Source organism: Methanoculleus sp. MH98A (assembly GCF_000691865.1).
GTDB lineage: Archaea > Halobacteriota > Methanomicrobia > Methanomicrobiales > Methanoculleaceae > Methanoculleus.
Genome location: NZ_JMIO01000006.1, coordinates 23625 through 44737, shown reverse-complemented (window position 1 = coordinate 44737; position 21113 = coordinate 23625). Strand labels below are relative to the sequence as shown.

Genomic DNA, 21113 nt, shown 5'->3' with positions numbered 1-21113 from the left:
CGGGTGACGGCCTGCCGTCAACGCCCGTCACCCCTCCTGACTTCCCAGCAGTATTAAAACATGCCGCCACCAGACTTCACCGCGACTGCTCCGGATAAACAGGACCTGCCTGCCGACGAGGCAGTCCCCTGCAGGATCTGGATCAGTGGGCCCGACGGAGTGGCGCCTGCTCTCCGGGAGACGACGCGCGAAGAGCGCTGTGATCCCGTGTGGGCGGGCAACCTCCACCCCGGGGACGCCGAGACGATGCTCGCTCAGTGGGAACGCCGCAACGATACCGGCCTTTCGTGGAGGTGCAACTACCGAATCCGGGGTGCCGACGGAAGGTATCGAACCATCGCGAGCAGGGGCATCCCGGTCAGGGACGCCGCGGGCAGGATCGTCCTCTGGGCGGGGGTCGACCTCGACGTCACCGGCCGGGATGAATCCTGCTGGCAGACGAGGGAACTCTGCACCCTCTCCGCGGTCGCCCGTGCGATCGAAGGCGGCGCCGATGCCGGCGAGATCTTCCGGGAGACGGCCGCCCTTCTGGCCCGCGGGTTCCGCCACCCGGGAGCGGTGTCGGTGCGGATAGAGCCCGGAACCGCCGTTTCCAGACCCGGAAGGATTGTTGCCGGGATTGATACGGGAGAACGTTCAGCCGGGCAGATCGTGGTAGAGTATGGGAGGGTTCCGCAGGGAGGAGACGATCCGTTCCTGCCGCAGGAGCATGCCCTTGTCCGTGCCGTCGCCATGATGCTCGGGGCGGCCGTCGCGCCGGCACCCGCCGGGGCTGCGTCGTCCGGGCACCAGTACCGCCTCCTCTTCGATCAGATGCCGGACGCCGCCCTCCTTCTTGAGATACTCCGCGACGCCTCAGGGGACCCTGCCGGCTTCCGGGTCGTCTGGATCAACCGCAAAACCGCCGAAAGCCTCGGGCGCCGCCGGGAAGAGGTTGTCGGAGAAGACCTCGTCACGGCCGTTCCTTCGATCACCCCTGCAGCATTCGACCTCCTCTACCGGGTGGCGAGAACCGGGACGCCGGTGCATCGCGACGTCTCAAGTCCGGCGACCGGCGCCTGCTACGAACTGAAGGCATACCGGCCGCAGTACGACCGGCTCGTCGTTATCGCAGAAGACATCACGGAACGGCGCAGGGCCGAAGAGATGCTGCGGGAGCAGCAGATCGCCCTGGATAACCGGGTGAGGGAACTTGCGACGCTTTACGCCGTGAGCGGCGTCATCGAGCGGCCCGGGGTATCGGTCGAAGATGTCCTGCGGGAGGTTACCGTCATCCTCCCCGCCGGCTGGCGCCACCCGGAAGATGCCGCCGCCCGGATCGTGGTCGACGGCCGGGAATACCTGTCGGCCGGATTTGTCGAAACCCCCTGGCGGCAGGAAAGCCCGATCATCGTTCAGGGGCGGATAGTCGGAAGGGTGGAGATCTGCTACCGCCGCCCGCGGCCCAAAGATGACGGTGTGCCGTTTCTCATCGGTGAACGCCGCCTGATCGACGCCGTCGCCGGGAGGCTCGGCCGGGTCATCGAGCGGATGCGGGCGAACAAGGCTCTCGGGAGGAGCGAAAAGAAGTACCGCCTTCTCTTTGAACGGATGCTTGAGAGTTACACCCTCTACGAGGTGGTCCGGGACGACGCCGGGAACCCTGTCGATTACCGTATCAGCGAGCTGAACGAAAAAGCGGCCGAGGTATTCGGCCGCAGCCGGGAGGAACTGATCGGGCAGCGGCTCTTCGATATCTTTCCGACGATTGCGAAGGGTGCCTGCGCTCTCTACGGGGCGGTCGCAGAGACCGGTCGTCCGGTTCAGCGGCGGTTGCAGGAACCGAGAACCGGGCGGTGGTACGATCTGCAGATCTACCGGCCGCAGGCCGGGATGCTGGCCGTCACGGGGCAGGATATCACGGAACAGAAGAAAGCGGAACTTGCGTTGCGGGAGAGCGAAGAGAGGTTCCGCGGGATCTTCGAGCAGGCAGGAACCGGGATCGCGCTCATCGATTCGGACGGACGGATCATGGAGGTGAACCCGGCACTCGTACGGATGTTCGGTTACGGGGAAGACGAACTGTACGGTATGCGATCGTATGACCTGATCTACCCGCCCGACCGGGAGGGGGCCGATTCTCTCCACCGGCAGACTGCCCTGGGGAAGGGCATCCGCCGGGAGAAACGCTACCTGACGAAGGACGGCAGGATTATCTGGGGACGGCTGACCACGTCGCTGCTTCACGACACCGGGGAGGGAGGCCTGGTCATCGCGATGCTGGAGGACATCACCGACTGGCGGGAGATGCAGAACGCTCTCGCGGAGAACGAGGAGCGGTTCCGCCAGATCGCCCAGCGGAGTTTCGATATGATCTACACCTGCTACCATGATCGCGGGATCACCTACATCTCCCCGGCGGTGACCCGCATCCTCGGCTATACTCCCGACGAGTTCATCGGCCGCGGGTGTCACGACTACGTCGTCCCTTCGTCCCTCCCCGTCTGGGAGGAGGGACGAAAGAAGATCGCCCGGGGCGAACCGGTCGAGGGGCTCGAGATCGAGTTCCGTCGAAAAGACGGGTCCGTGGCGTTCCTCGAACTGAACGAGTCTCCGATCGTGGAAGACGGTCGCGTGGTGGGCGTACAGATCGTCGGCAGGGACGTCTCGGACAGGGTGCGCTACGAGGATATGCGACTGCAGGCGTTCTACCAGATCGAGCAGAATATCGAGCAGTTTGCAGTTCTCGCGGACCATATCCGGCTGCCCCTGCAGGTGATCCTCGGTATGGCCGATCTGGCCGACGAGGAGGCGATGTCGGCAAAGATCCGGGAGCAGGTTGAGCGGATCAACGCGATCGTCAAGCAGCTTGACGAGGGCTGGGTCGAGTCCCGCGATATCAGGGAGTTCCTGCGGAGGAATGAACTGGTATAGCGATCTCTCCGGGATCTCGATCCTCGTGGGAGGCATTCTCCTGGTTGCCAGAATAGAATGCTCGTTTTATCTGAATTATCCTGTAGATGGTGCTTATTTTATCCGACATATTGATGTCGAGTCAAATATATTATTGGTGAGATAATAGTTGGGCGGATGGTCCGGGCCCTGGCGCCGCACCACCGGGGCAGGGTTCGGGTGGGATGTCCGGGAACCGGCCCGGCGTTCCCCGCCCCGGAGCCGGAAGCCATGCAGAACAACCTTATGCGGACAGATCGTTCGGCGCGTACAGCGCGGAGCGGAGCGGAGAGCCGGTGGGGCCATACCGGACAGGAGGCCGTGGAATCCGGCATCTGGCGTTCGTTCACCGTCCTGACGGTGCTTCTGGCCGCCCTCGCGGCGACAAGCCTGTACAGCTACCTCCTCTTCCACACGATCGCCGAATTCGTCGCCATCGCGATTGCAATCGCCGTCTTCATCGTGGCGTGGAATGCCCGGGCGATGCGGGAGAACGGCTACCTGCTGGTCGCCGGCACCGGGCTGCTCTTCGTGGCCGGTATCGAACTGGTCCACACCCTCGCGTATGACGGCATGGGAATCTTCGTCGGCTACGATGCAAACCTTCCGACGCAGCTCTGGATCGCCTCGCGCTACCTCCTCGCCGGGACACTACTTGCCGCGCCTCTCCTGCTCCGGAAAAACCCCGGTTCCCGGCGGGTGTTTGCCGCGTTTTCGGCGGTTGCCGTGCTCTTCCTCCTCTCGATCTTTGCCGTCCCGGTCTTTCCCGACTGTTACATCGAGGGTTCGGGACTGACGGCGTTCAAAGTCTGGAGCGAGTACGTCATAGCGGTGCTGCTCGCCCTTGGGGCGGTCGCCGTCTACCGGGTGCGGGACGCCTTCTCGCCCCGGGTGGCGGCCCACCTGATCGCGGCCGTCCTCGTGATGATCGCCTCGGAACTTGCCTTTACGCTCTATATCAGCGTCTACGGGCTTTCGAACATGATCGGCCACCTCCTGATGGTGCTCTCGTTCGGGCTCATCTACGTCGCGTTCGTTGAGACCGGGATCCGGCAGCCCTACGCGCTGGTCTTTACCGGCCTGAAATCAAGTGAAGAGCGGCTCATGCGGGAGAAAGACCGGCTCGCGCAGTACCTGGATATTGCGGGCACCCTCTTCGTCGTCCTCGATAGAGACGGGGGGGTCGCTCTCATCAACCGCCGGGCGTCCGAGGTTCTCGGCTGCCCGGCGGATGCGGCCGTGGGCGAGCCTGGGCCGAGCGGTTCGTTTCCCCGGCGGAACGGGAGCGTTGCCGTGCGCTCTTTACGGGGCTCACGCAGGGCGAGATCGGGGTGAACGAGCGCGTGAAGATGCCGGTCGTCGCTACAGATGGCAGTGAACGGATCATCGCGTGGCGCAACACCGTGCTCCGTGACGAGGACGGCGCCGTCTGCGGGATCCTGAGTTCGGGGGAGGATATCACCGAGCAGCAGCACGCCGAGGAGGCGCTTGGCCGGGCGAACACGAAACTAAACCTTCTCGCGGGGATCACCCGTCACGACATCCTCAACCAGATCACCGTCGCGCGCGCTTACATCGAGTTTGCCGGAGAGGACGGCGAGAATCCCGGGGTTCAGACCTGCCTGGAGCGTGCCCATGCCGCTGTCGACGAGATCCAGAAGCAGATCGAGTTCAGCCGGGACTACCACGACGTGGGAGTGAAGGTGCCTGTCTGGCAGAGGCCGCAGGACCTCATCGCGGAGAGCGTCTCCTATCTCGCCCTCCCGACAGGGATCGACGTCCATGCCGACTTCCCGGCCCTTGAGATCTACGCGGACCCGATGGTGAAGAAGGTCTTCTATAATCTCATCGACAACGCCGTCCGCCACGGCGAAAGCGTGACGGAGATCCGGTTCTCGTGCGCGAGGGCCGGGCAGGACCTGCTGATCCTCTGCGAGGACGACGGCACCGGCATCCCGGACGGCGAGAAGGAGGCGATCTTCCGCGAGACCTATAAGCGGCGGTACGGCCACGGGCTGTTCCTGGTCGCGGGGATCCTCGGGATCACCGGGATGACGATCCGGGAGACGGGGGTCTTTGGCAAGGGGGCACGGTTCGAGATCACCGTGCCGAATGGGGGGTGGCGGTTTGAGGGTGAGAGGGAATAGGGCCCCGGCCCTTCCCTTCGGCCGCGTAATCCTCATATACCCCGGCGGCCCAGTCTCTTCCACGGAAAACGGCAGCAGCGGTCTTAGGGCCGCGGGCGGTGGTGTAGGATGGAAGGAAACGGACAACCGGGTAAAACGGCGGAAGACCTGGAATGGGGGAGAGGTCTGTTCTTCGGGGCGCTTGTCGTCCTCGTCATCCTGTGCGTCATCGGTCTCGGGTCCTTCCACTGGATCAACCTGATTGACGAGACAAGCCTTGGCGCGTCTCCCCGGGGAGGCACCGTGGACGCCGCTTCCGTGACGCCCCTCACAAAAGCCGACTTTCGGGATCACCCGGCGCTCGGCGCGCTGATTCTCGATGAGAAACCTGTCCTGGTCTCGAAAGGCCCCCTGTTCGACGCACTCCTCTGGCTCGATCCCCGTTCCGCGTACTGCCCGGCAGGAAAGGATCACGCGAAGTACAGTTCGCTCCGCATATCTACGGAGGAGATGCGGCGGATCCTCGCGAAGTATGCTCTCTGCGAGTGGAACGGAACCGTCTACGGCGTGGCGCAGAGTTTATGATGACAGGGGGCACCCGATCGGTAGATGGACGGCACAGAAACGATATATAGTGCCTTCTCCCCTCTTCTTTCATGTACCATTCAGCCGGAGGTGCGACGAGACCCGTCTGCCTCGCGTGCATCCTTCTCCTCGCCGCGGCTCTCCCGGCGGCAGCGGTTGGGGAGGACGATTCCGGGCGGTACGTCGTCCACTGGTTCAACGGCGACGGTGCGGAGGTCTCCTTCGATGGCGAGTATAAGGGAACGATCGCCGATACCGAACTTGTCGTGGCGGTGGACCCGGCGGCCCCGCCTGCACGGGAGTATACCATCCGTGATGGAGAGCGCCTGATGTATACCGGGTTCATCGAACGGGCCCGGCCGCCGGGGAGACGATCGACCTCTTCCCGCAGTTCTGTCAGGTCGAACGGCCCGTCCCGGGCGCGGAGGTGAACGAGACCGGCTGGTACCTGATCTACGGCGCTGACGGGGAGGATGTCTACATCGACAACGCGTTTGCGGGCGTCGTCGAGGGGGGCACCCTCCGGGTCGCGGTGAACACCACGCTCCCGCCTCCGGAAGAGTTCGTCTTCAGAGATAAGGAGAGAGGGACGATGTCGCGGCACCAGTTCCCGCCCCTGCCGCCGCCGGGAGGGACGGTTCACGTCTGCATGTGGGTGCAGCCGGCACCCTATGCCTCCTCCCTCCCGGCGGAGACATCGCCCACCCCGCTCCCCGGATTCGGTGCGGCGGGGGCGATTGCGGGACTGCTGGTTGCCGCGAGATCCCTCCGGCAACGGTAAATCCCTTTCAGTGCTCTTTTTTGAGCAGCATCCAGTGATACCCCCAGACAATGAGCCCCACCACGACCTGCGCCACGCTCCCGGGAAGTTCGGGGTAGTAGTGCGGCACCGGGTAGGGCTGGGGGGCCGGGTAGACGAAGACCTCGACTGCGATAGCAAGGAGGCTCACGCCACCCAGGATCGCGACGATGAGTGCGATGAACGAGACGGCGTAGAGGTAGGCCTTCCACGCCGTGAGACCCTCAGGCACCACGCCTATTTCCTCCGTCTCAAAAACCCGGCGCCGATGAGCCCGGCGGCGGCGAGCCCGACGGTAAACCCGGGTGAGTACGTCGGTGTCGGCGCACCGCTGCTCTGCACCCTGAACTGCCCGACCTGCGCGGAGGACGGCTTTCCAGGGGTGGGAGCCGGTGTCGAGAGAGCGACCGGCGATGTGCTCTTCGCGGGGCTGAAGACCGCACCGTCGGCGAGGATCACCTGCGGCGGCGGTGCCAGGGTGATCCGGCCGGTGCTGGTCGCAAAGGCCGCGCCGTCCTCGACGAGCCGGAGGCGGATCTCGTAATCGTAACCGTTCGGCACCGTGATGCTCACCCTTTTTTCGACGCCCAGGTCACCGGGGATCGTCCCGAGCGGCCGGGACTCGCGGACGGCGGTGATCCCGGTCTGGAGGTTGACTGCCCGTATCTCCATCACGAGGTCCCCGGAAGAACCGCCGCTGTTTGCGATCCCGGTGATGATGTCGAGCGTGATCGGGTCGGCGCCGAGATCCGGAGTCATGACGTCGATCGCGGAGACTGTGAGGAGCGAGTAGGCCAGTTGTTGCGTAGCGACCGTCCTGTCCGGAAGGAAGACGTTCACCGAACCAGACTCTCGCATGCGCCCGTCCTGCCATATCGTCACCCAGACATCGTAACCCCGGCCGTTCTCGAGCGTGAGCGTGATCTCCTCCTTCGCCGTCCTCCCCGACGCCAGGGTGCCGATGGAGCGAACCGTCTCCTCGACGACGATATCCGTCCCGGCCTCTTTTGCGCTGACCTGCAGGTCGACGCCGTCTACATCCGCGTAGACCGCGTCGAGGTAGGGAACCGCCGTGACCCGGGTGACATTCGACGGCGGCTGGCCGTCCGGGATGCTGATATCGACGCTCCGGATCGTCACGTAGCCCGCCGGAGGCTGGGACGACATGCATCCGGCCGCGAGCACCAGGAAGAGGAGCACCACGGCCGCACCGAATAACCTTCTCATAGCAATCAGGAGAACCTTCAGGCCCGTGAGAGAAAAGGTTTTTGCATTACGACCCTCTCCAGTGGGTCTTAAGGAAGAAGGTCGGTTGGAAGGCGTGGACGCTCGTTATACAAACCGCTGCCTTGCCGGTTTCCGAACGCCTGCCCCGGGTAGGTTCGATTTTTTTCGTAGTTTACCATCGCTTTATCACCCAATCTTCCCTATATTCTGTCGCCAAACGCCGAAACGAGGTTTGAGCATGACCCGTATCCTCGGGGGACATCGCTAGAGGACGTATGATTGGTGCCGCGCGAGGACCGATACGCAGTCCAGCGCCTGATTCACGGTACATCTCAGGACTCTGTCGGGATAATCGTAAAACCATAGAGACTGGAATCGTGATCACTCCCCGAAGTGTAGACGATTGTCACAGAAAACGTTAATAAGAGGATGTCATAGTCTGCAGTAGAACGCCGCCAAAACGGCTCTGGCGGGAATGTAAAATGATACGAACGGAGAACCTCACGAAGGTATATAATGGAAAGGCGGCCGTCGACGGCCTGGACCTCGAGGTCGGGGAAGGCGAGATATTCGGCTTCCTCGGCCCGAACGGAGCGGGAAAGAGCACGACGATCCTGATGCTCACCGGTATGATCGAGCCCACCGGCGGCCGGTGCTTCGTCGACGGGATCGAGGTCGCAAACGACCCGCTGAGCGTGAAGAAGATCATCGGTTACCTCCCCGAAGACGTCGGGTTCTACGGGAACATGACCGGCGAGCAGAACCTGGATTATTTCGCACGGTTCTACGGGATGGATGCGAAAGCGAGAAAGGAGCGGATCGCCGAACTGCTCGAACTCGTCCACCTCGACGGCGTCGCCCAGAAGGCAGGAGAGTACTCCCGCGGGATGAAGCAGCGGCTCGGGCTTGCCCAGGCGCTGATCAACGATCCGAAGGTGCTCTTCCTCGACGAACCGACGGCAAACCTCGATCCCGAGGGCGTCCGGGAGTACCGCGAACTCGTCGAGCACCTCGCCGGCGAAGGAAAGACGGTCTTCGTCTCCTCCCACATCCTCTCCGAGGTCAGGGTGGTCTGCCGGACCGTCGGGCTCCTTGCGAAAGGAAAACTTGCCGCGCAGGGGACGCTCGAAGAGGTCGCCCGGGCGCTGGCACCTGCAGACGGCGATGCCGTCCGGATCGTCGTCGAGACCCGGGAGCACCTGCCGGCGATCGAAGACCCCGCGGTCATCGATATCGAGAGGAACGGAAACCGTGCGGTCGTCCGGGCGAAGGCCGATATCCGGGACCGTCTTTCCGCGGCCCTCTTCGAGCAGGGGCTGCACGTCCGGGAGATGCGTCTTGAGGAGCCCGAGATCGAGGACGTCTTCATGGCGGCCTACCGGCGGTGACAGAATGGCGCTCGATCGACTGTTCAACGTAGCACGAAAGGAGTTCTCCGACCACATCACCAGCAGGCGGTTCATCATCATCCTCGGCCTGTTCCTCGTGATATCGGCGATCGGCATGCACTCGGGCATCGAGAACTACAACACCATGCTCGAGTCCTACAGCCTGCAACTCCAGCACATGCAGGACCTCGAAGGCCCTTACGCGGGCTGGATGCCTGAAAAACCCTCGATCATGCTCGTCTTCAGCTCCATGATGAGTTACATGACGATGCTCGGCGGCATCCTTGCCATCGCCATCGGGTTCGACCTGGTCTCAAAGGAAAAAGAGACCCGGTCGCTCAAGTCGCTCCTCTCCCACCCGGTCTACCGCGACGAGATCATCAACGGCAAGGCACTCGGGGGTGTCGGCGCGCTCGGGTTCGCCATGGCGCTCGCGCTTGCCATCGCCCTTGCCATGCTCCTCCTCTTCTCGATCGTCCCGACACTGGATGAGTTTGCCGCCGTCCTGGTCTTCGGGGCGGTCTCGCTCGGGTTCCTGCTCGCCTACTTCGCCATCGCGCTCATGATGTCGACGGTAGCAAAAGAGAGCGGGAACGCGCTGATCTACACCCTGGTAATATTCTTCGCCGTCTCCTCGCTCCTCCCCATGTTCGGGGCGATGGCTGCAAACGCTTTCGCGGGTGACCCCCCCGAGCCGCCCCAGATGCCTCGCATGCCTCAGGAGATCGTGCGAACCGCGAGCAGCGGGGGGTATTCCACCACCAGCGTCTCGCAGAGCGTGGTATACGGCGGGAACGAAGACCCGGAGTGGAAGGCTTATGAAGAGGAGATGAAGACCTATATCGAGAAACGGAGACTCATCAGCGACATCTCGAGCCTCCTCTCGCCACAGAGTAACTACCAGACCATTGCGATAGCGGTGACGCAACCGCAGATCTTCTCGATGATGCAGTCGCCTTACGATACAGCACCCGAGGAGAAGCCCGGCCTTGCCGGTGCCCTTGGCAAGGTCTGGATGAACATCGCCGCGCTCATCGTCTTCCCGTCGGCCTTCTTCGCAGCGACCTACGTGAAGTTCATGCGGATGGATATCAGGTGAGACGATGACCGGCAGAAGAATTTTTCTCATCCTCCTCCTTGCCGCGCTGATCGCCCCGGCGGCGTCGGCAGCCGGGGGCGGGACGATGCCCACAGAGATCCGGTGCGACTTCCCCGGTGAGGTGATCGAGGCGGGCGACACCGCCGTCTTCGATCTCGCGGTCACGAACCGGGGAGATACCGGGACGTGCCTCCTCAACTACTGGACATACAGGGGTACCGACAACTGGAAGATCCGGTTCGAGGCCGACGACCGCGAGGTCTACCGGATGCTGATCCCGGCCGGCGAGACGAAGACCGTCCGCCTGGTGGCCGAGACCTCCGGCCATGCCGCTGTGGGGGAATACCCCATCCGGGTGGGTATCGGCGAAGGTACGGTCTGGGTCTACGTCAAGATCACGAAGACGCACAGCGGCGAAGCGGGAACGCTCGAAGCCACCGTGGTGGATAAGGAGGGTAACGTGGTGAAAGGCGCCGACGTCGGCCTTTATAACCGTGACACCCGCATCGAGGGGATGCTTGCGACCGCCGAGGGTAAGGTCTCCGTCGGCGCCCCGATGGGCACCTACACCGTAAAGGTCACCCGGCCCGGCTACCGGCCGTGGGAGAAGAAAGACGTCGAGATCCGGATTGGCCGGACGGTCGACCTCGGGATCGTGCCGCTCGAGAAAGAGAACTTCTTTGCCGAGGTTCGGGTGAAGTCCCCGTCCCGGATGGCGGCAATCGGCACCAACCCGCAGTACGAGATGACCCTGAAAAACGCGGGCAGAAACGACGATACCTACACCCTCTCCGTCCAGGGCCTTCCCGAGCAGTGGTACGCCCGGTTTAAGGAGAGCAGCACCGCCACCGAAGAGGTCTCGGAGATCTACGTCCCGTCCGGCGAGGAAAAGACCCTCTACCTCGATCTCATCCCGCCCTACTCGGTGGACGTCGGCGAGTACAACCTCACGGCGGTGATCGGGTCCTCCGCCCGGGAGTACGAGGAGAACCTGACGCTCCGGCTCCGGGGGTCGTACGATCTGCGGACCTACACGAAGAGCTACCGCCACGAGATCAACCGCGGCGACACCCTCACGTTCGACATGACCGTTACGAACGCCGGCGTCGGAGGAGCGCTGACGAACATCGGGATCAACATGAGCGCACCGGAAGGGTGGCGGGTGACCGTCGACCCGGCATCGGTCGCGAGCCTTGAAGCCGGCGAACGGGCGACGGTGCAGGTGACGGTTGTCCCGCCGGCCGATATCGTCGCCGGCGAATACAAGGTCGTCGCGCTGGCAAAATGTGACCAGGACGAAGAAGAAGACGAGTACCGGGTCGTGGTGAAAGAGCAGTCCTACGTTGCGGTGCTCGGCATCCTGGTGATGGCCGGGATCGGTGCGGGGCTCTGGTATATGTTCAGGAAGTACGGGCGGCGGTAGGAACACCACCTGCCGCTCGTCTTTTTTGACAGGTAGTCACCCGTACCGGACGTTGCCTCCGGGACCGCAATCTCGAACCGGGCTCCTTTCCCGGGCTCACCGGTCTCCCGGATGACGATCCCGGTGATCGAGAGGACTTCCTTCACCAGGAAGAGGCCGAGCCCCGTGTGGCTCCCGAAGCCCCGCTCGAATATCCTCTCCTTGTGCTCTCTGGGGACGCCGACGCCGTTGTCCTCCCAGACAATCCGGGCTCCGCCGCCGTCCGGCACGACCGTGACCCGGATCTCGGTCACGGTCTTCCCGTGCCGGACGGCGTTCTCCAGGAGGTTGAAAAAGACGGAAGAGAGGAGCGGGTCGGCGTAGACGGAGAGCCCGTCGAGATCGGTGGAGATCCGGATACCGATCGGCCGAAGGGCTTTTGAGGCGCCCGTGACCAGGGGTTCGACGGGGAACCAGCGGGGAGCCCGGACGCCGAGATCCTGGTAATCGCGCGTGAACTCGATCTGCGACTGTATTATCTCGACGGCGGCCTGCTGCTTCTCGAGGGTGTCGGCGACGGTCGGATCGAGCGGCTGTTCCCGGAGAAGAGCGATGTGCCCGAGCACCACCGTGACCTGGTTTACGATGTCGTGCCGCACGATGCTGTTCATCAGGGTGAGTTTCTTGTTGGCCTGGATGAGCGCCGCCTCGGTCTGTTTCCAGGCGTCGATGTCGTGGATCGCGTAATCTATGGCAACCGCGCGTCCGTCGTTTCCGTAGACGGGGATCGTGCAGGCCTCAACCCAGATGTAACGCCCGTCTTTCCGGCGCACCCGGAAGACATACGGCTGGCGGGCCGTCGCGTCCCGTTCCTGGAGCAGGGCGAAGAACGTCTCCCGGTCGTCGGGGTGGATCAACCGCCTGATGAAATCCGGATTGCCCAGGATCTCCTCCCGGGTGTACCCGATCAGGCTCTCGCACGAGGGGCTGATGTACTCGATCGCCTGCGGCGCCGTGGTTGCACGGATGTAGCAGTCGTGCGACCGCTCCACGAGGCTTCTGAACCGTTCCTCGCTCGTGCGGAGTCGTTCCTGCACACGAATCCGGGAGAGAAGATCGGCAAAGAGGTTGCCGACGATCTCAAGCAGCGTGACGTCCTCGTCCGACCAGGTTCGTATCTTCCGGGTAGTCTCAAACCCGATTGCCCCGAGGAACTCGTCGGCGGTCGCGATCGGCACCAGGATGAGCGACCGGACCCCGTACCCCTGGAGGAAGTCGCGCACCGCTGCTGCCTCCTGTGGAAGATCGGCGATATCGGGGATGCAGATCGACTTTTGTGTCCCGATCTGCGTCATTCCCCAGGAGATTACGTCGACGGGCAGATCCTGCAGCACATCGATCTGCGCCTCGACCCCCTCCGCACACCACTCGTGGGTATCCTCCACGCGGGCGAGGTCGGCGGAGAAGCGGAAGATGTAACTCCGGTCGACATCAAGGAACGATCCGAGCGCCTGGAGCATCTCTTCGAGGGCGTCTTCGAGGTCCGCCGGGTCGAGGCCGATGAACTTCGTGGAGATCGAACTCACCACCTGTTCGAGGTCTATCCGGTGCCGGATCTGCGCCTCCATCCGTTTCGACTCGGTGATGTCCCGGAGCGACTCGATTGCTCCGGAGAGCCGGCCCTGCGCGTCGTAGAGCGGCGATGTTTTCGCCCAGAGGCAGACCCCCTTGCCCGTGCGGGGCGAAGTGATATGGACTTCCCGTGCGACGCTCTCGCCGCCGCCCCGGGAGAGGACGGTCTCCGCCACCAGCGGGGACTGCAGTCCCGGCATCGTCTTGCAGACGGCTTCCGGCCCCGATCCGATGATCCGGCTTTTCACGACCCCGGTCAACTCTTCGATTGCCCGGTTCCAGATGATGACCTTCCCCATGCGGTCGAGCACGAACGTCGGGTCGGGAAGAAAATCTATGATGCCCCGGAGGTTTGCCTGGTAATTTTCCATCTCGCGGCACTGCGCTTCAAGCGCCTCCTGGCTCGCTTTCGTCTCCTCGAACGCCGCGATCATCTCCTCGTGCGCTGCGCCCAACTCTTCCTCGAACCGTTTCCGGTCGGTGACATCGATCATCGACGCAACGGAGCGATCCGTCCCGGGGATGATCCCTATCGTCATGTGGAGGTCTTTCTGGCTGCCGTGCCGGTCGACCAGCCGGAACTCGTAGGTTCTCGGCGCCGAACCGGGGTCTGTCCGCCGTTCCCGGTGATAGTTTCTGAGCCGTTCAACGTCTTCTGCGGCGACGAACACCGTCCAGGGAACCTTTGATTCTATCTCCTCACGGGAATAGCCGGTAAGGTGTTCGAATTCGTTGTTTGCGAGGGAGATCGTCATGTCGCCCTCGATGATGATGGTGGCGGAGCCGGTATGCTCGAAGACGCTCCGGTACAGGTCACCGGCGCACTGCACCTCCTCCTCGGCCTTTTTCCTCCGGACTGCCTGGAGGATCATGTTCTGGAGTTCGGCAAACTGGGCGGAGGGGTTGCCGCCTTTCTGGAGGTAGAAGTCCGCCCCGTTGTTGAGCGCCTCGATGATGACTTCCTCGCGGCCGCGGCCGGAGAAGACGATGAACGGTATCGAAAGGCCCCTGCTGCGGACCTCCTTTAAGAGCGTGATGCCGTCCATCTCCGGCATTTCGTAGTCGGCGATGATGGCGTCGTACGGGGCTTTCGAGAGCATATCGAGAGCATGCAGCGACGACGTCGTCGTTTCGACCTGCATGTCGCCGGACATCTCCAGGTAGGCCCGGTTCAGTTCGAGAAGCACCGGTTCATCATCGACGACGAGAATGCGATACATGCACCACCCACTTATGGAGTGATGGTCAATATAAACCTTAAGCATTTTGATTCGGCATTGATTCAGGTATTCCGTAAAATTGAAGGAGAATATTCCATATTTCCGGTCGGCGCCATGTTTTTGGGGTGTCGCCCAACTCTTCGGGGGCACCGGTTCCGGCGGTTCCGGAAATCATTATCTCGCCGCGCGGCATCATCCGCCGATGGTATGACAGCCGTATGTATCGATACGAATCTCTTCCTCGAACTCTACGAGTCCGACGAGGATCCGGAAGAGATTGTTGCGGATGTCGGTGCGCTGGCGGAACACCTTGTTTTTCCCGACATCATCGTCGACGAGTTCCTCCGCAACCGGTCGCGCGTCCTCGAACGGATCGCGGACGACGTGCGGAGACGGGAGGCAGGTGAGCTTCGCCTCCCCTCCATCATCCGTGGCTACCCGGATGCTGCTATGCTGCAGCGCGCTGCTGAGGGTTACGACAGGGCTATCGGTGCCCTCTGCGGCGACATCGAGGGCATGATCGCAAATCCCGCCGCCGATCCGGTTGCCCGGGCGTTCAACGCCCTCTCCGGCAACCCTGCCGTGCGGGTCGTTCGCCGGACCGACGAACTCGTCACACGGGCTCACCGCCGCAAGCTCCTCGGCAACCCCCCAAAAAGCGCGGGCACGGATACCATCGGCGACGAGCTCATATGGGAGACGCTGCTTGCCAGTATCGAGGAAGACCTGATCTTCATCACCCGGGACCGGACCTACCGCAACCACACCGCTTACCTTGTGCGGGAGTACCGGGAGAGGACCGGCGGCGCTCTTACGATCACCGATAGGATATCCGATGCCCTGGCGCTCGTCGGGAGGCCGCCGTCGCCGGCGCTGGTCGGGTTCGAGGGTGGGGGTGCAAAGGACTCAGGGTGAGGGTCCGTCAAATCGTTAAATCCGGACGGTACATCGCCTGTGTATTGATCGGGAGTTACTTGCCGGCCGGGAACCAAAACGCCACCGGCGACAGGCGGCGCTCGAAAGCATTGAACCGCGCGGTTCAACGATCCTACCGCGGCCGCCGTAGCAATATATCATCGTCCGACGCGACTCCTGTATGCCGGTGCGGAACTATTCCCACCGCAGGGGCAACGTGTTTATCGGGCCGGAAGCGGTTCTTCCCGGCAGTCACCGTGCTTCCGGCATGTGCGGCGAACCGGAGAAGATCCACGGCCGAAACCACGCAGGCATGTACTGTGATTGCCCCGAATACCCCGGGTCCGGCCGATGCCCATGCAGATGCCATCAACCGCATAAGGCCGGATCCGATGCCGGCGGGGAGAACGCGTAACGTGGATCTCCTACACCCACCTATCCTGATCCACCGGACGATTCCGGGGCGGCATATGCCTCCCGGAAGTTCTCCCCGAACCCGACCTCCACGTAACGTCTGGTTCCCCGATACGTTCGGTCATACTACCTTCGCTCTGCGTGGCGAGACGATAGAGATCCCGGCGGCGTACAGGATGCGGTATCGCAACACTCATATGTGTAAAAAATAATTAACACATGTTGACATTGTCTTTCAGCACCCTTCCCGAACTGGCGCGGCTGCTCTCCCTGCTCGGGAACGAGCAGCGACTTGCCGTACTCGGGGCAATCGCGGCCGAAGAGAAGTATGCCCGCGAGGTCGCCGAAGAGCTCGGCATATCGCGCCCGCTGGCCGCCATTTATCTCCGGCAGCTCGAGAAACTCGGTTTTGCGGAAGGGAACAGCAGGACGTCGGACGAACCCCCGTATCTCCGGAGGTGCTACCGGGCGGTGCCGTTTGAGGTGGTGCTGAACCTGGATTTGATTGTGTCATTAGAGAGGTCAAAGGATGAGACAGGATAGGTGGAAACTCTACCTGAAGGCGCTGTGGGGCGCCGTTATTGCATTGCTCGTGATCATCTGCCTTATCAACGGCTTGTTTGGCGATTCGAACTCTTTGAACACCGTGCTTGCCGGTTCCGTCTACGTTATCATTAATCTTGGTGTTCTGACGCTGCTTTTCATCATCGTCGTAAGGCTCAAGGAGTGGATCGAAGACCAGATTGCGAGTGCGGCGGGACAGAAGAGCGGTGCGGCCGGCGGGGAACTCCAGATGTTGCGGCAGTCGATGGACCGGATCGAGGCAAAGGTGGACCGGATCGAGAAGGTTCTCGACGGGATCTCCGAGTGACGCTAAAAAGTGATCGGGGTGTATGAAGGACATGCAGTAGCGCGCTGCAGGGTGGGTGGACGAGGCGCAGGCAGGTTCCGTCGTCGCCTGGCCACGTATGGGTAAGAACTCACCACATAAAAATGTTTACCCTTTATAACAAAAAATTGCATTCGTAGCAATTGCCCCTTCTTTCCCGCTACCGGGAACGCTCCAGCGAGAGCACCCCGGCCAGCCACGCGATACGGTCGCGGCGGGCCGCTTCGTCAAGGAAATGGCCCGCGTCGTACCACTCGAGCGACTTCGGTTCGCTCGCCTGCTCGAAGAACTCCCGGGCCTGCTCCTCCGTGAAGAACTCGTCGCGAAGAGCGGCCTGGAAGAAGAGCGGGGTGGGTGCGGCACGGCCGACCCAGACGGCAGGATCGAGTTCCGCGAGCGTCCGGCGGTAATGCTCGAGCCTCTCGCCCCGCAAATCGGGCAGGTTCACCGCGGCGACGTCGGCAAACCTTCCGGTGCCCGCCATCAGGACGGCGGCCGCAAGACGCCGATCGACGCCGGCGAGCACCGCCCCGAAAAGCGCCCCGACACTGTGGCCCACGAACCCGATCCGGTCCGGATCGACGCCCGGCTGCGCTACGAGGAGATCTATCCCCCGGCGAAGGTCGATCACCGTCCGGTTATGCTCCCGCACGGCCTCCTCGGGATCCGTGACTGCCTGACCCCAGGCTGCTGCCGTATCGGCGGCCCAGGGAGCGTCGACGAGCAGGGAGGCCGCACCCATCCCGGCAAGGGCCACGGCCTCGGCGAGGAACGTGGCGCGGGAACCAAGTCCCGGGTGGAGGAAGAGAATGGCAGCGGAGCGTTTCGACCGGTCAACTTCTGCCGGGGCCACCAGGTAGGCCCGAACCCCCCGATCCGGGGCGGACTGGTAGGTCAGGTCGCTGACCGAGACGTCGGTGCCGGCAATCTCAATCGCGGGCGGTCTCTCTGCATCGTAATCGAAGAGCGGGCGCAAATTATCGGCGGTTCGTTCCATAAGACTCCTTCTGCTTTCCTCTCGACCCGCCGGCAGATAAACCTGGCGCCTGCGGGGAGAAAGTGATTGCAGCGTTCTTTACCCTGCTCCGAATGGAAGGTTTTTCACCCCGGAACCCCTTCACTTCAAAAGGTGATTTTATGGCGATTGACTGGTACGAAGAGTTTGTTGATTTAAACCACACTCCCGGCCCGGACGAACTCGTAGCCCTCTACTACTTCGAGCCGGCGGAGGGGATCAGCAGGGAGGAGGCAGTCGGGCGCATCGCGTCGGAGAGCTCGACCGGAACCTGGACCACGCTCTTTACCCTGCCGCCCCGGATGCGGGACCTCCAGGCGAAGGCGTTCGAGATCGAGGGGAATTACGTGAAGATCGCCTACCCCCTCGCCCTCTGGGAGGAGGGGAACGCGGCCCAGCTCCTGAGCGGGATCGCCGGGAACGTCTTCGGGATGAAGGCGCTCGACCGCCTCCGGCTGATCGATGCCTCGTTCCCCGCCGAATACCTCCGGCACTTCAAGGGTCCACACTTCGGCATTGAAGGCATACGCGATATGATGAGTGTTCGGGGGCGGCCGCTCACGGGCGCGGTGGCGAAGCCGAAGGTGGGGTTCACCGCCGAAGAGCACGCAGAGATCGGTTACGAGACCTGGATGGGCGGGTTCGACTTCGTCAAGGACGACGAGAACCTGACGTCCCACCCGTTCAACCGGTTCGAAGACCGCGTCCGGGCGATGACGAAGATGCGGGATAGGGCCGAGCAGGAGACCGGCGAGAAAAAGTCCGCGTTCATCAACATCACGGCCGATACCGAGACGATGGAGAAGCGGGCGAAGATGCTTGCGGACTACGGCTGGAACTACGCGATGATCGACGTCGTGGTGGCCGGAACGGCGGCCGTCGCGACCCTCCGGGACTACTGCTCCGACCTCGGGCTCGCGATCCACGCCCACCGGGCGATGCACGCGGCCTTCGACCGGGACGAGAGGCACGGGATCACGATGCAGTTCCTGGCGAAGATGATGCGGCTCATCGGTGTTTCGCAGATCCACACCGGAACCGCTGTGGGCAAACTGGTCGGCACCCGGGCGGAGGTCACGGTGCTTGCGGATATGCTCCGGGAGAACCACATGGACGCCGTCGACCACATGGCCCTCGACCAGGACTGGGGCAACATCAAGAGCGCCTTCCCGGCATCTTCGGGCGGTCTCCACCCCGGGCTCGTGCCGGACGTGCTCGATATCTACGGCACCGAACTCGTTCTCCTCGTCAGCGGCGGCATCCACGGCCACCCGAAGGCACGCGGGCGGGCGCCGAGGCCACCATGCAGGCGGTCGAGGCCTGGAAGGACGGCGAAACGCTCGAGGATAAGGCGAAGAAGGCCACGGCGCTTCGGGAGGCGCTGGAGAAGTGGGGGCGGTATAAGCCGAAGTGAGGGGGGTTTGGATACTATTTCGAGTGAGTGAGACTGCAAATACCCTGGATTATACGCCTGAAGTTGTGAGTTAGCCACGACGAACAGGGCGACTGAAGCGAGGGGAAAGCCCGGTGCAGTGGACCGTGGTGGCTATCGCCCTTGGGGGAGGGGCTGACGGGGAGGGGGGAGTATTCCCCCCTCCCCTGTCCCCACCCCCCTCCGTGGCGATATCCCCACAGTCCACTGTACAGAATCTTGCCACGTTCATACCCGTTCCGGCAATCGCCCAAAACGCAACGCACCGGAGGCCAACGAAAGAGAGTAACAACTCCTTGGAAAAACCGTGCCTCATTCAGGGCAAAAAAATCAGAGCGAGTCGAGGCTGATCCCGCTGAACTCGTCGGAGACCGCGTTGATGTCTTTCACGCCGAACGCGGTCTGGATGGTGACGAGTTCGAGATCACGCGCCACGTCGCACATATAATCGATGATATCGACCGAGAGTTCCCGCTTCTGTTTGGACTTGCGGAGCTGGTCCACGAGGAACGTCATCCTCTCGGGTGACTCCATGCGGAGCTTGGCGAGGCTCATCACGCACATGTAGATCCGGGTCAGGTTCCTGTCCGTTCCGGTGATGGTGTCGAAGAAGTTCCGGAGGACCTGCGCCTGGTAGACCTCGCCGCTCATGATGATCGAATATTTCTCAAATCCATATAAATGTCTGCCGGTTTATACCGGCGCTCCGGAGATGCCGGTTCGCCCGCCGGGGCACGGAGGAGTTGAGGTAGGTTTCTCCGTGCCCGCAGATCACTTCCGGACGCTGACGATCTTGATAATGTCGCCGTTCTTCAGTTCCTGTGTGTCCTTGATCCGCATCCCGGTCTTCGCGTCGATGGCATACAGGAACCCCTCGCCGATATCGGTGTGAACCTGGTAGGCGAGGTCGCGAGGGGTCGAGCCGCGCTTCATGAGGAACGCGTCGGGGAGAACCCTGCCCTTGCCGTCGGTGAGTTTGTGCTCGTCCTCGACCGGGAATACGACGATCCGATCAAGGAGGTTGAAGACCGCGGCGTCCAGCGCCTTCTGAACCCCGGTGCCGTCGAACGTCTGCATGAACTCCGCGACCTTTGAGAGCCCGGCACGCTGCGCGGCGTTGAGGTTCGCCCCGGGGTTCTCGGTGAAGTTCCTGTCGCCGGGGAGGTAGCGGACGAACTTCCCCTCTGCGGCCATCCGGATCGCAAGTTCGCCTGCGGCGCTTGCAAAGACGACGTCGTGATTCGCGAGCCGCTCAAGGCACTCCTCCGGTGCCTGGTCGGCCTTGTTCCCGACGATCAGCATCGGCTTGCTGATCGTCATCAGCTCCCGGCAGAACCGGATCAGGTCCTCCTCCCCGGCGGTCCGGAGCTCGACTCCGACTGCCTCGGTGGCGTCGCGGACGTGCTCGTAGGTGATCCCGAGGCCGGCAAAGACCTCGGCGATCGCCGCCGCAAGAGAGAAGTCCCTCGACTGGGCCTGCCGCACGAGTTTCGCCCAGTTCCGCGAGAGGATGCCGTACATCCACATCGACATCTCGTACTGGAGGAACTCGATATCCTTCACCGGGTCGCGCGAGCCGATATCGACCGGGTTCCCTTCAGCGTCCGTCGCCCCGCTGGCATCGACGATCTGGAGGATGGCGTCCGCCTGCCGGAGGTTGTCGAGGAACTGGTTGCCGAGCCCCCGCCCGAGGTGCGCCTCGGGGACGAGGCCCGCCACGTCGATCAGCCCGACCGGGATGAACCTGACCCCGTCCCGGCAGTTCTCGCATGGGACATGCATCTCCTGGCATGGGCAGGCTGTCCGGACGTACGCGACGCCGTGGTTTGCGTCGATGGTCGTGAACGGGTAATTGGCAATCTCTGCCTGGGCGAGGGTCGCCGCCCTGAAAAACGTTGATTTCCCACAGTTTGGTTTTCCTGCAATGGCCAGTGTGATCATGAGAACTCCTACCGCACCGTTCGGTTGAGAGTAGTGTTGGGCCATCCACCATTTATCACCTTCTTTCCCCGCCATAGCGACCCTGGCCGTGCCGTTGC

The 21113-nt window shown here is 62.7% G+C and carries 19 protein-coding genes; 13 read left to right on the top strand and 6 right to left on the bottom strand.

The genetic code is table 11. The features are described 5' to 3' along the window. Positions 1 to 60 precede the first annotated feature (60 nt). From EI28_RS01000 to EI28_RS00980, 6 genes are all read left to right on the top strand, one after another. Complete coding sequence (locus tag EI28_RS01000) at positions 61 to 2913, top strand: PAS domain S-box protein (protein WP_082223040.1); 2853 nt, start codon at positions 61 to 63, stop codon at positions 2911 to 2913. A gap of 156 nt (positions 2914 to 3069) precedes the next feature. Further along, positions 3070 to 4266, top strand: coding sequence for an MASE3 domain-containing protein (locus EI28_RS14620; protein ID WP_231476512.1), 1197 nt, complete (start codon positions 3070 to 3072; stop codon positions 4264 to 4266). Then, positions 4152 to 5078 (top strand): HAMP domain-containing sensor histidine kinase, encoded by a 927-nt coding sequence (locus EI28_RS14615; protein ID WP_231476522.1) that lies wholly within the window; start codon positions 4152 to 4154, stop codon positions 5076 to 5078. The genes EI28_RS14620 and EI28_RS14615 overlap by 115 nt, the downstream gene beginning before the upstream one ends. Before the next feature lie 108 nt (positions 5079 to 5186). Then, positions 5187 to 5642: a hypothetical protein gene (locus EI28_RS00990; protein ID WP_048111940.1), complete on the top strand. Its 456-nt coding sequence runs from the start codon at positions 5187 to 5189 to the stop codon at positions 5640 to 5642. Positions 5643 to 5713: 71 nt separating this feature from the next. Further along, positions 5714 to 6073: a hypothetical protein gene (locus EI28_RS00985; RefSeq protein WP_048111939.1), complete on the top strand. Its 360-nt coding sequence runs from the start codon at positions 5714 to 5716 to the stop codon at positions 6071 to 6073. Then, positions 6070 to 6423 carry a hypothetical protein gene (locus EI28_RS00980; RefSeq protein ID WP_048111937.1) on the top strand — a complete coding sequence of 118 codons (354 nt, stop codon included), beginning with the start codon at positions 6070 to 6072 and terminating at the stop codon, positions 6421 to 6423. Before EI28_RS00985 ends, EI28_RS00980 begins: the two co-directional genes overlap by 4 nt. A gap of 7 nt (positions 6424 to 6430) precedes the next feature. On the opposite strand, the gene EI28_RS00975 is transcribed toward EI28_RS00980, so the two are convergent. After that, positions 6431 to 6676, bottom strand: coding sequence for a DUF5671 domain-containing protein (locus EI28_RS00975; protein WP_048111936.1), 246 nt, complete (start codon positions 6674 to 6676; stop codon positions 6431 to 6433). Between the two features lie 2 nt (positions 6677 to 6678). Continuing rightward, positions 6679 to 7668, bottom strand: a complete 990-nt coding sequence (locus EI28_RS00970) for a PGF-CTERM sorting domain-containing protein (protein WP_048111935.1) — start codon at positions 7666 to 7668, stop codon at positions 6679 to 6681. Between the two features lie 482 nt (positions 7669 to 8150). On the opposite strand from EI28_RS00970, the gene EI28_RS00965 reads away from it, so the two are divergent. From EI28_RS00965 to EI28_RS00955, 3 genes are read left to right on the top strand one after another with little or no spacing between them, the layout of a single operon-like run. Beyond that, positions 8151 to 9056 carry an ABC transporter ATP-binding protein gene (locus EI28_RS00965; protein WP_048111934.1) on the top strand — a complete coding sequence of 302 codons (906 nt, stop codon included), beginning with the start codon at positions 8151 to 8153 and terminating at the stop codon, positions 9054 to 9056. A 4-nt stretch (positions 9057 to 9060) separates the two neighbouring features. Beyond that, a complete protein-coding gene (locus EI28_RS00960) occupies positions 9061 to 10155 on the top strand; it encodes an ABC transporter permease (RefSeq protein ID WP_048111933.1) in 1095 nt (364 codons plus the stop codon). A 4-nt stretch (positions 10156 to 10159) separates the two neighbouring features. Next, a complete protein-coding gene (locus EI28_RS00955) occupies positions 10160 to 11578 on the top strand; it encodes an NEW3 domain-containing protein (RefSeq protein WP_048111932.1) in 1419 nt (472 codons plus the stop codon). On the opposite strand, the gene EI28_RS00950 is transcribed toward EI28_RS00955, so the two are convergent. Beyond that, the gene (locus tag EI28_RS00950) at positions 11494 to 14409 is read right to left on the bottom strand and encodes a PAS domain S-box protein (protein ID WP_231476511.1); all 2916 of its coding nucleotides are present in this window, start codon (positions 14407 to 14409) and stop codon (positions 11494 to 11496) included. The two genes, EI28_RS00955 and EI28_RS00950, sit on opposite strands and share 85 nt — an antisense overlap. A gap of 207 nt (positions 14410 to 14616) precedes the next feature. On the opposite strand from EI28_RS00950, the gene EI28_RS00945 reads away from it, so the two are divergent. The 3 genes from EI28_RS00945 (at position 14617) to EI28_RS00935 (ending at position 16609) form a co-directional block, all read left to right on the top strand. Next, positions 14617 to 15324 carry a PIN domain-containing protein gene (locus EI28_RS00945; RefSeq protein WP_048111930.1) on the top strand — a complete coding sequence of 236 codons (708 nt, stop codon included), beginning with the start codon at positions 14617 to 14619 and terminating at the stop codon, positions 15322 to 15324. A 633-nt stretch (positions 15325 to 15957) separates the two neighbouring features. Then, on the top strand, positions 15958 to 16281 hold the full coding sequence (locus tag EI28_RS00940) for a winged helix-turn-helix domain-containing protein (protein WP_048111928.1): 324 nt from the start codon (positions 15958 to 15960) through the stop codon (positions 16279 to 16281). Next, complete coding sequence (locus EI28_RS00935; protein WP_048111926.1) at positions 16268 to 16609, top strand: hypothetical protein; 342 nt, start codon at positions 16268 to 16270, stop codon at positions 16607 to 16609. Before EI28_RS00940 ends, EI28_RS00935 begins: the two co-directional genes overlap by 14 nt. A gap of 178 nt (positions 16610 to 16787) precedes the next feature. Here the strand turns inward: EI28_RS00935 and EI28_RS00930 are convergent, their stop codons facing one another. After that, on the bottom strand, positions 16788 to 17624 hold the full coding sequence (locus EI28_RS00930; RefSeq protein WP_048111924.1) for an alpha/beta hydrolase: 837 nt from the start codon (positions 17622 to 17624) through the stop codon (positions 16788 to 16790). A gap of 140 nt (positions 17625 to 17764) precedes the next feature. On the opposite strand from EI28_RS00930, the gene rbcL reads away from it, so the two are divergent. Beyond that, positions 17765 to 19087, top strand: coding sequence for a type III ribulose-bisphosphate carboxylase (gene rbcL / locus EI28_RS00925; protein ID WP_231476510.1), 1323 nt, complete (start codon positions 17765 to 17767; stop codon positions 19085 to 19087). Between the two features lie 317 nt (positions 19088 to 19404). Here the strand turns inward: rbcL and EI28_RS00920 are convergent, their stop codons facing one another. Both EI28_RS00920 and EI28_RS00915 read right to left on the bottom strand, forming a co-directional pair. Next, positions 19405 to 19725, bottom strand: coding sequence for a hypothetical protein (locus EI28_RS00920; RefSeq protein WP_011844418.1), 321 nt, complete (start codon positions 19723 to 19725; stop codon positions 19405 to 19407). 120 nt (positions 19726 to 19845) lie between these two features. Then, positions 19846 to 21015, bottom strand: a complete 1170-nt coding sequence (locus EI28_RS00915; RefSeq protein ID WP_048111923.1) for a redox-regulated ATPase YchF — start codon at positions 21013 to 21015, stop codon at positions 19846 to 19848. Positions 21016 to 21113 lie beyond the last annotated feature (98 nt).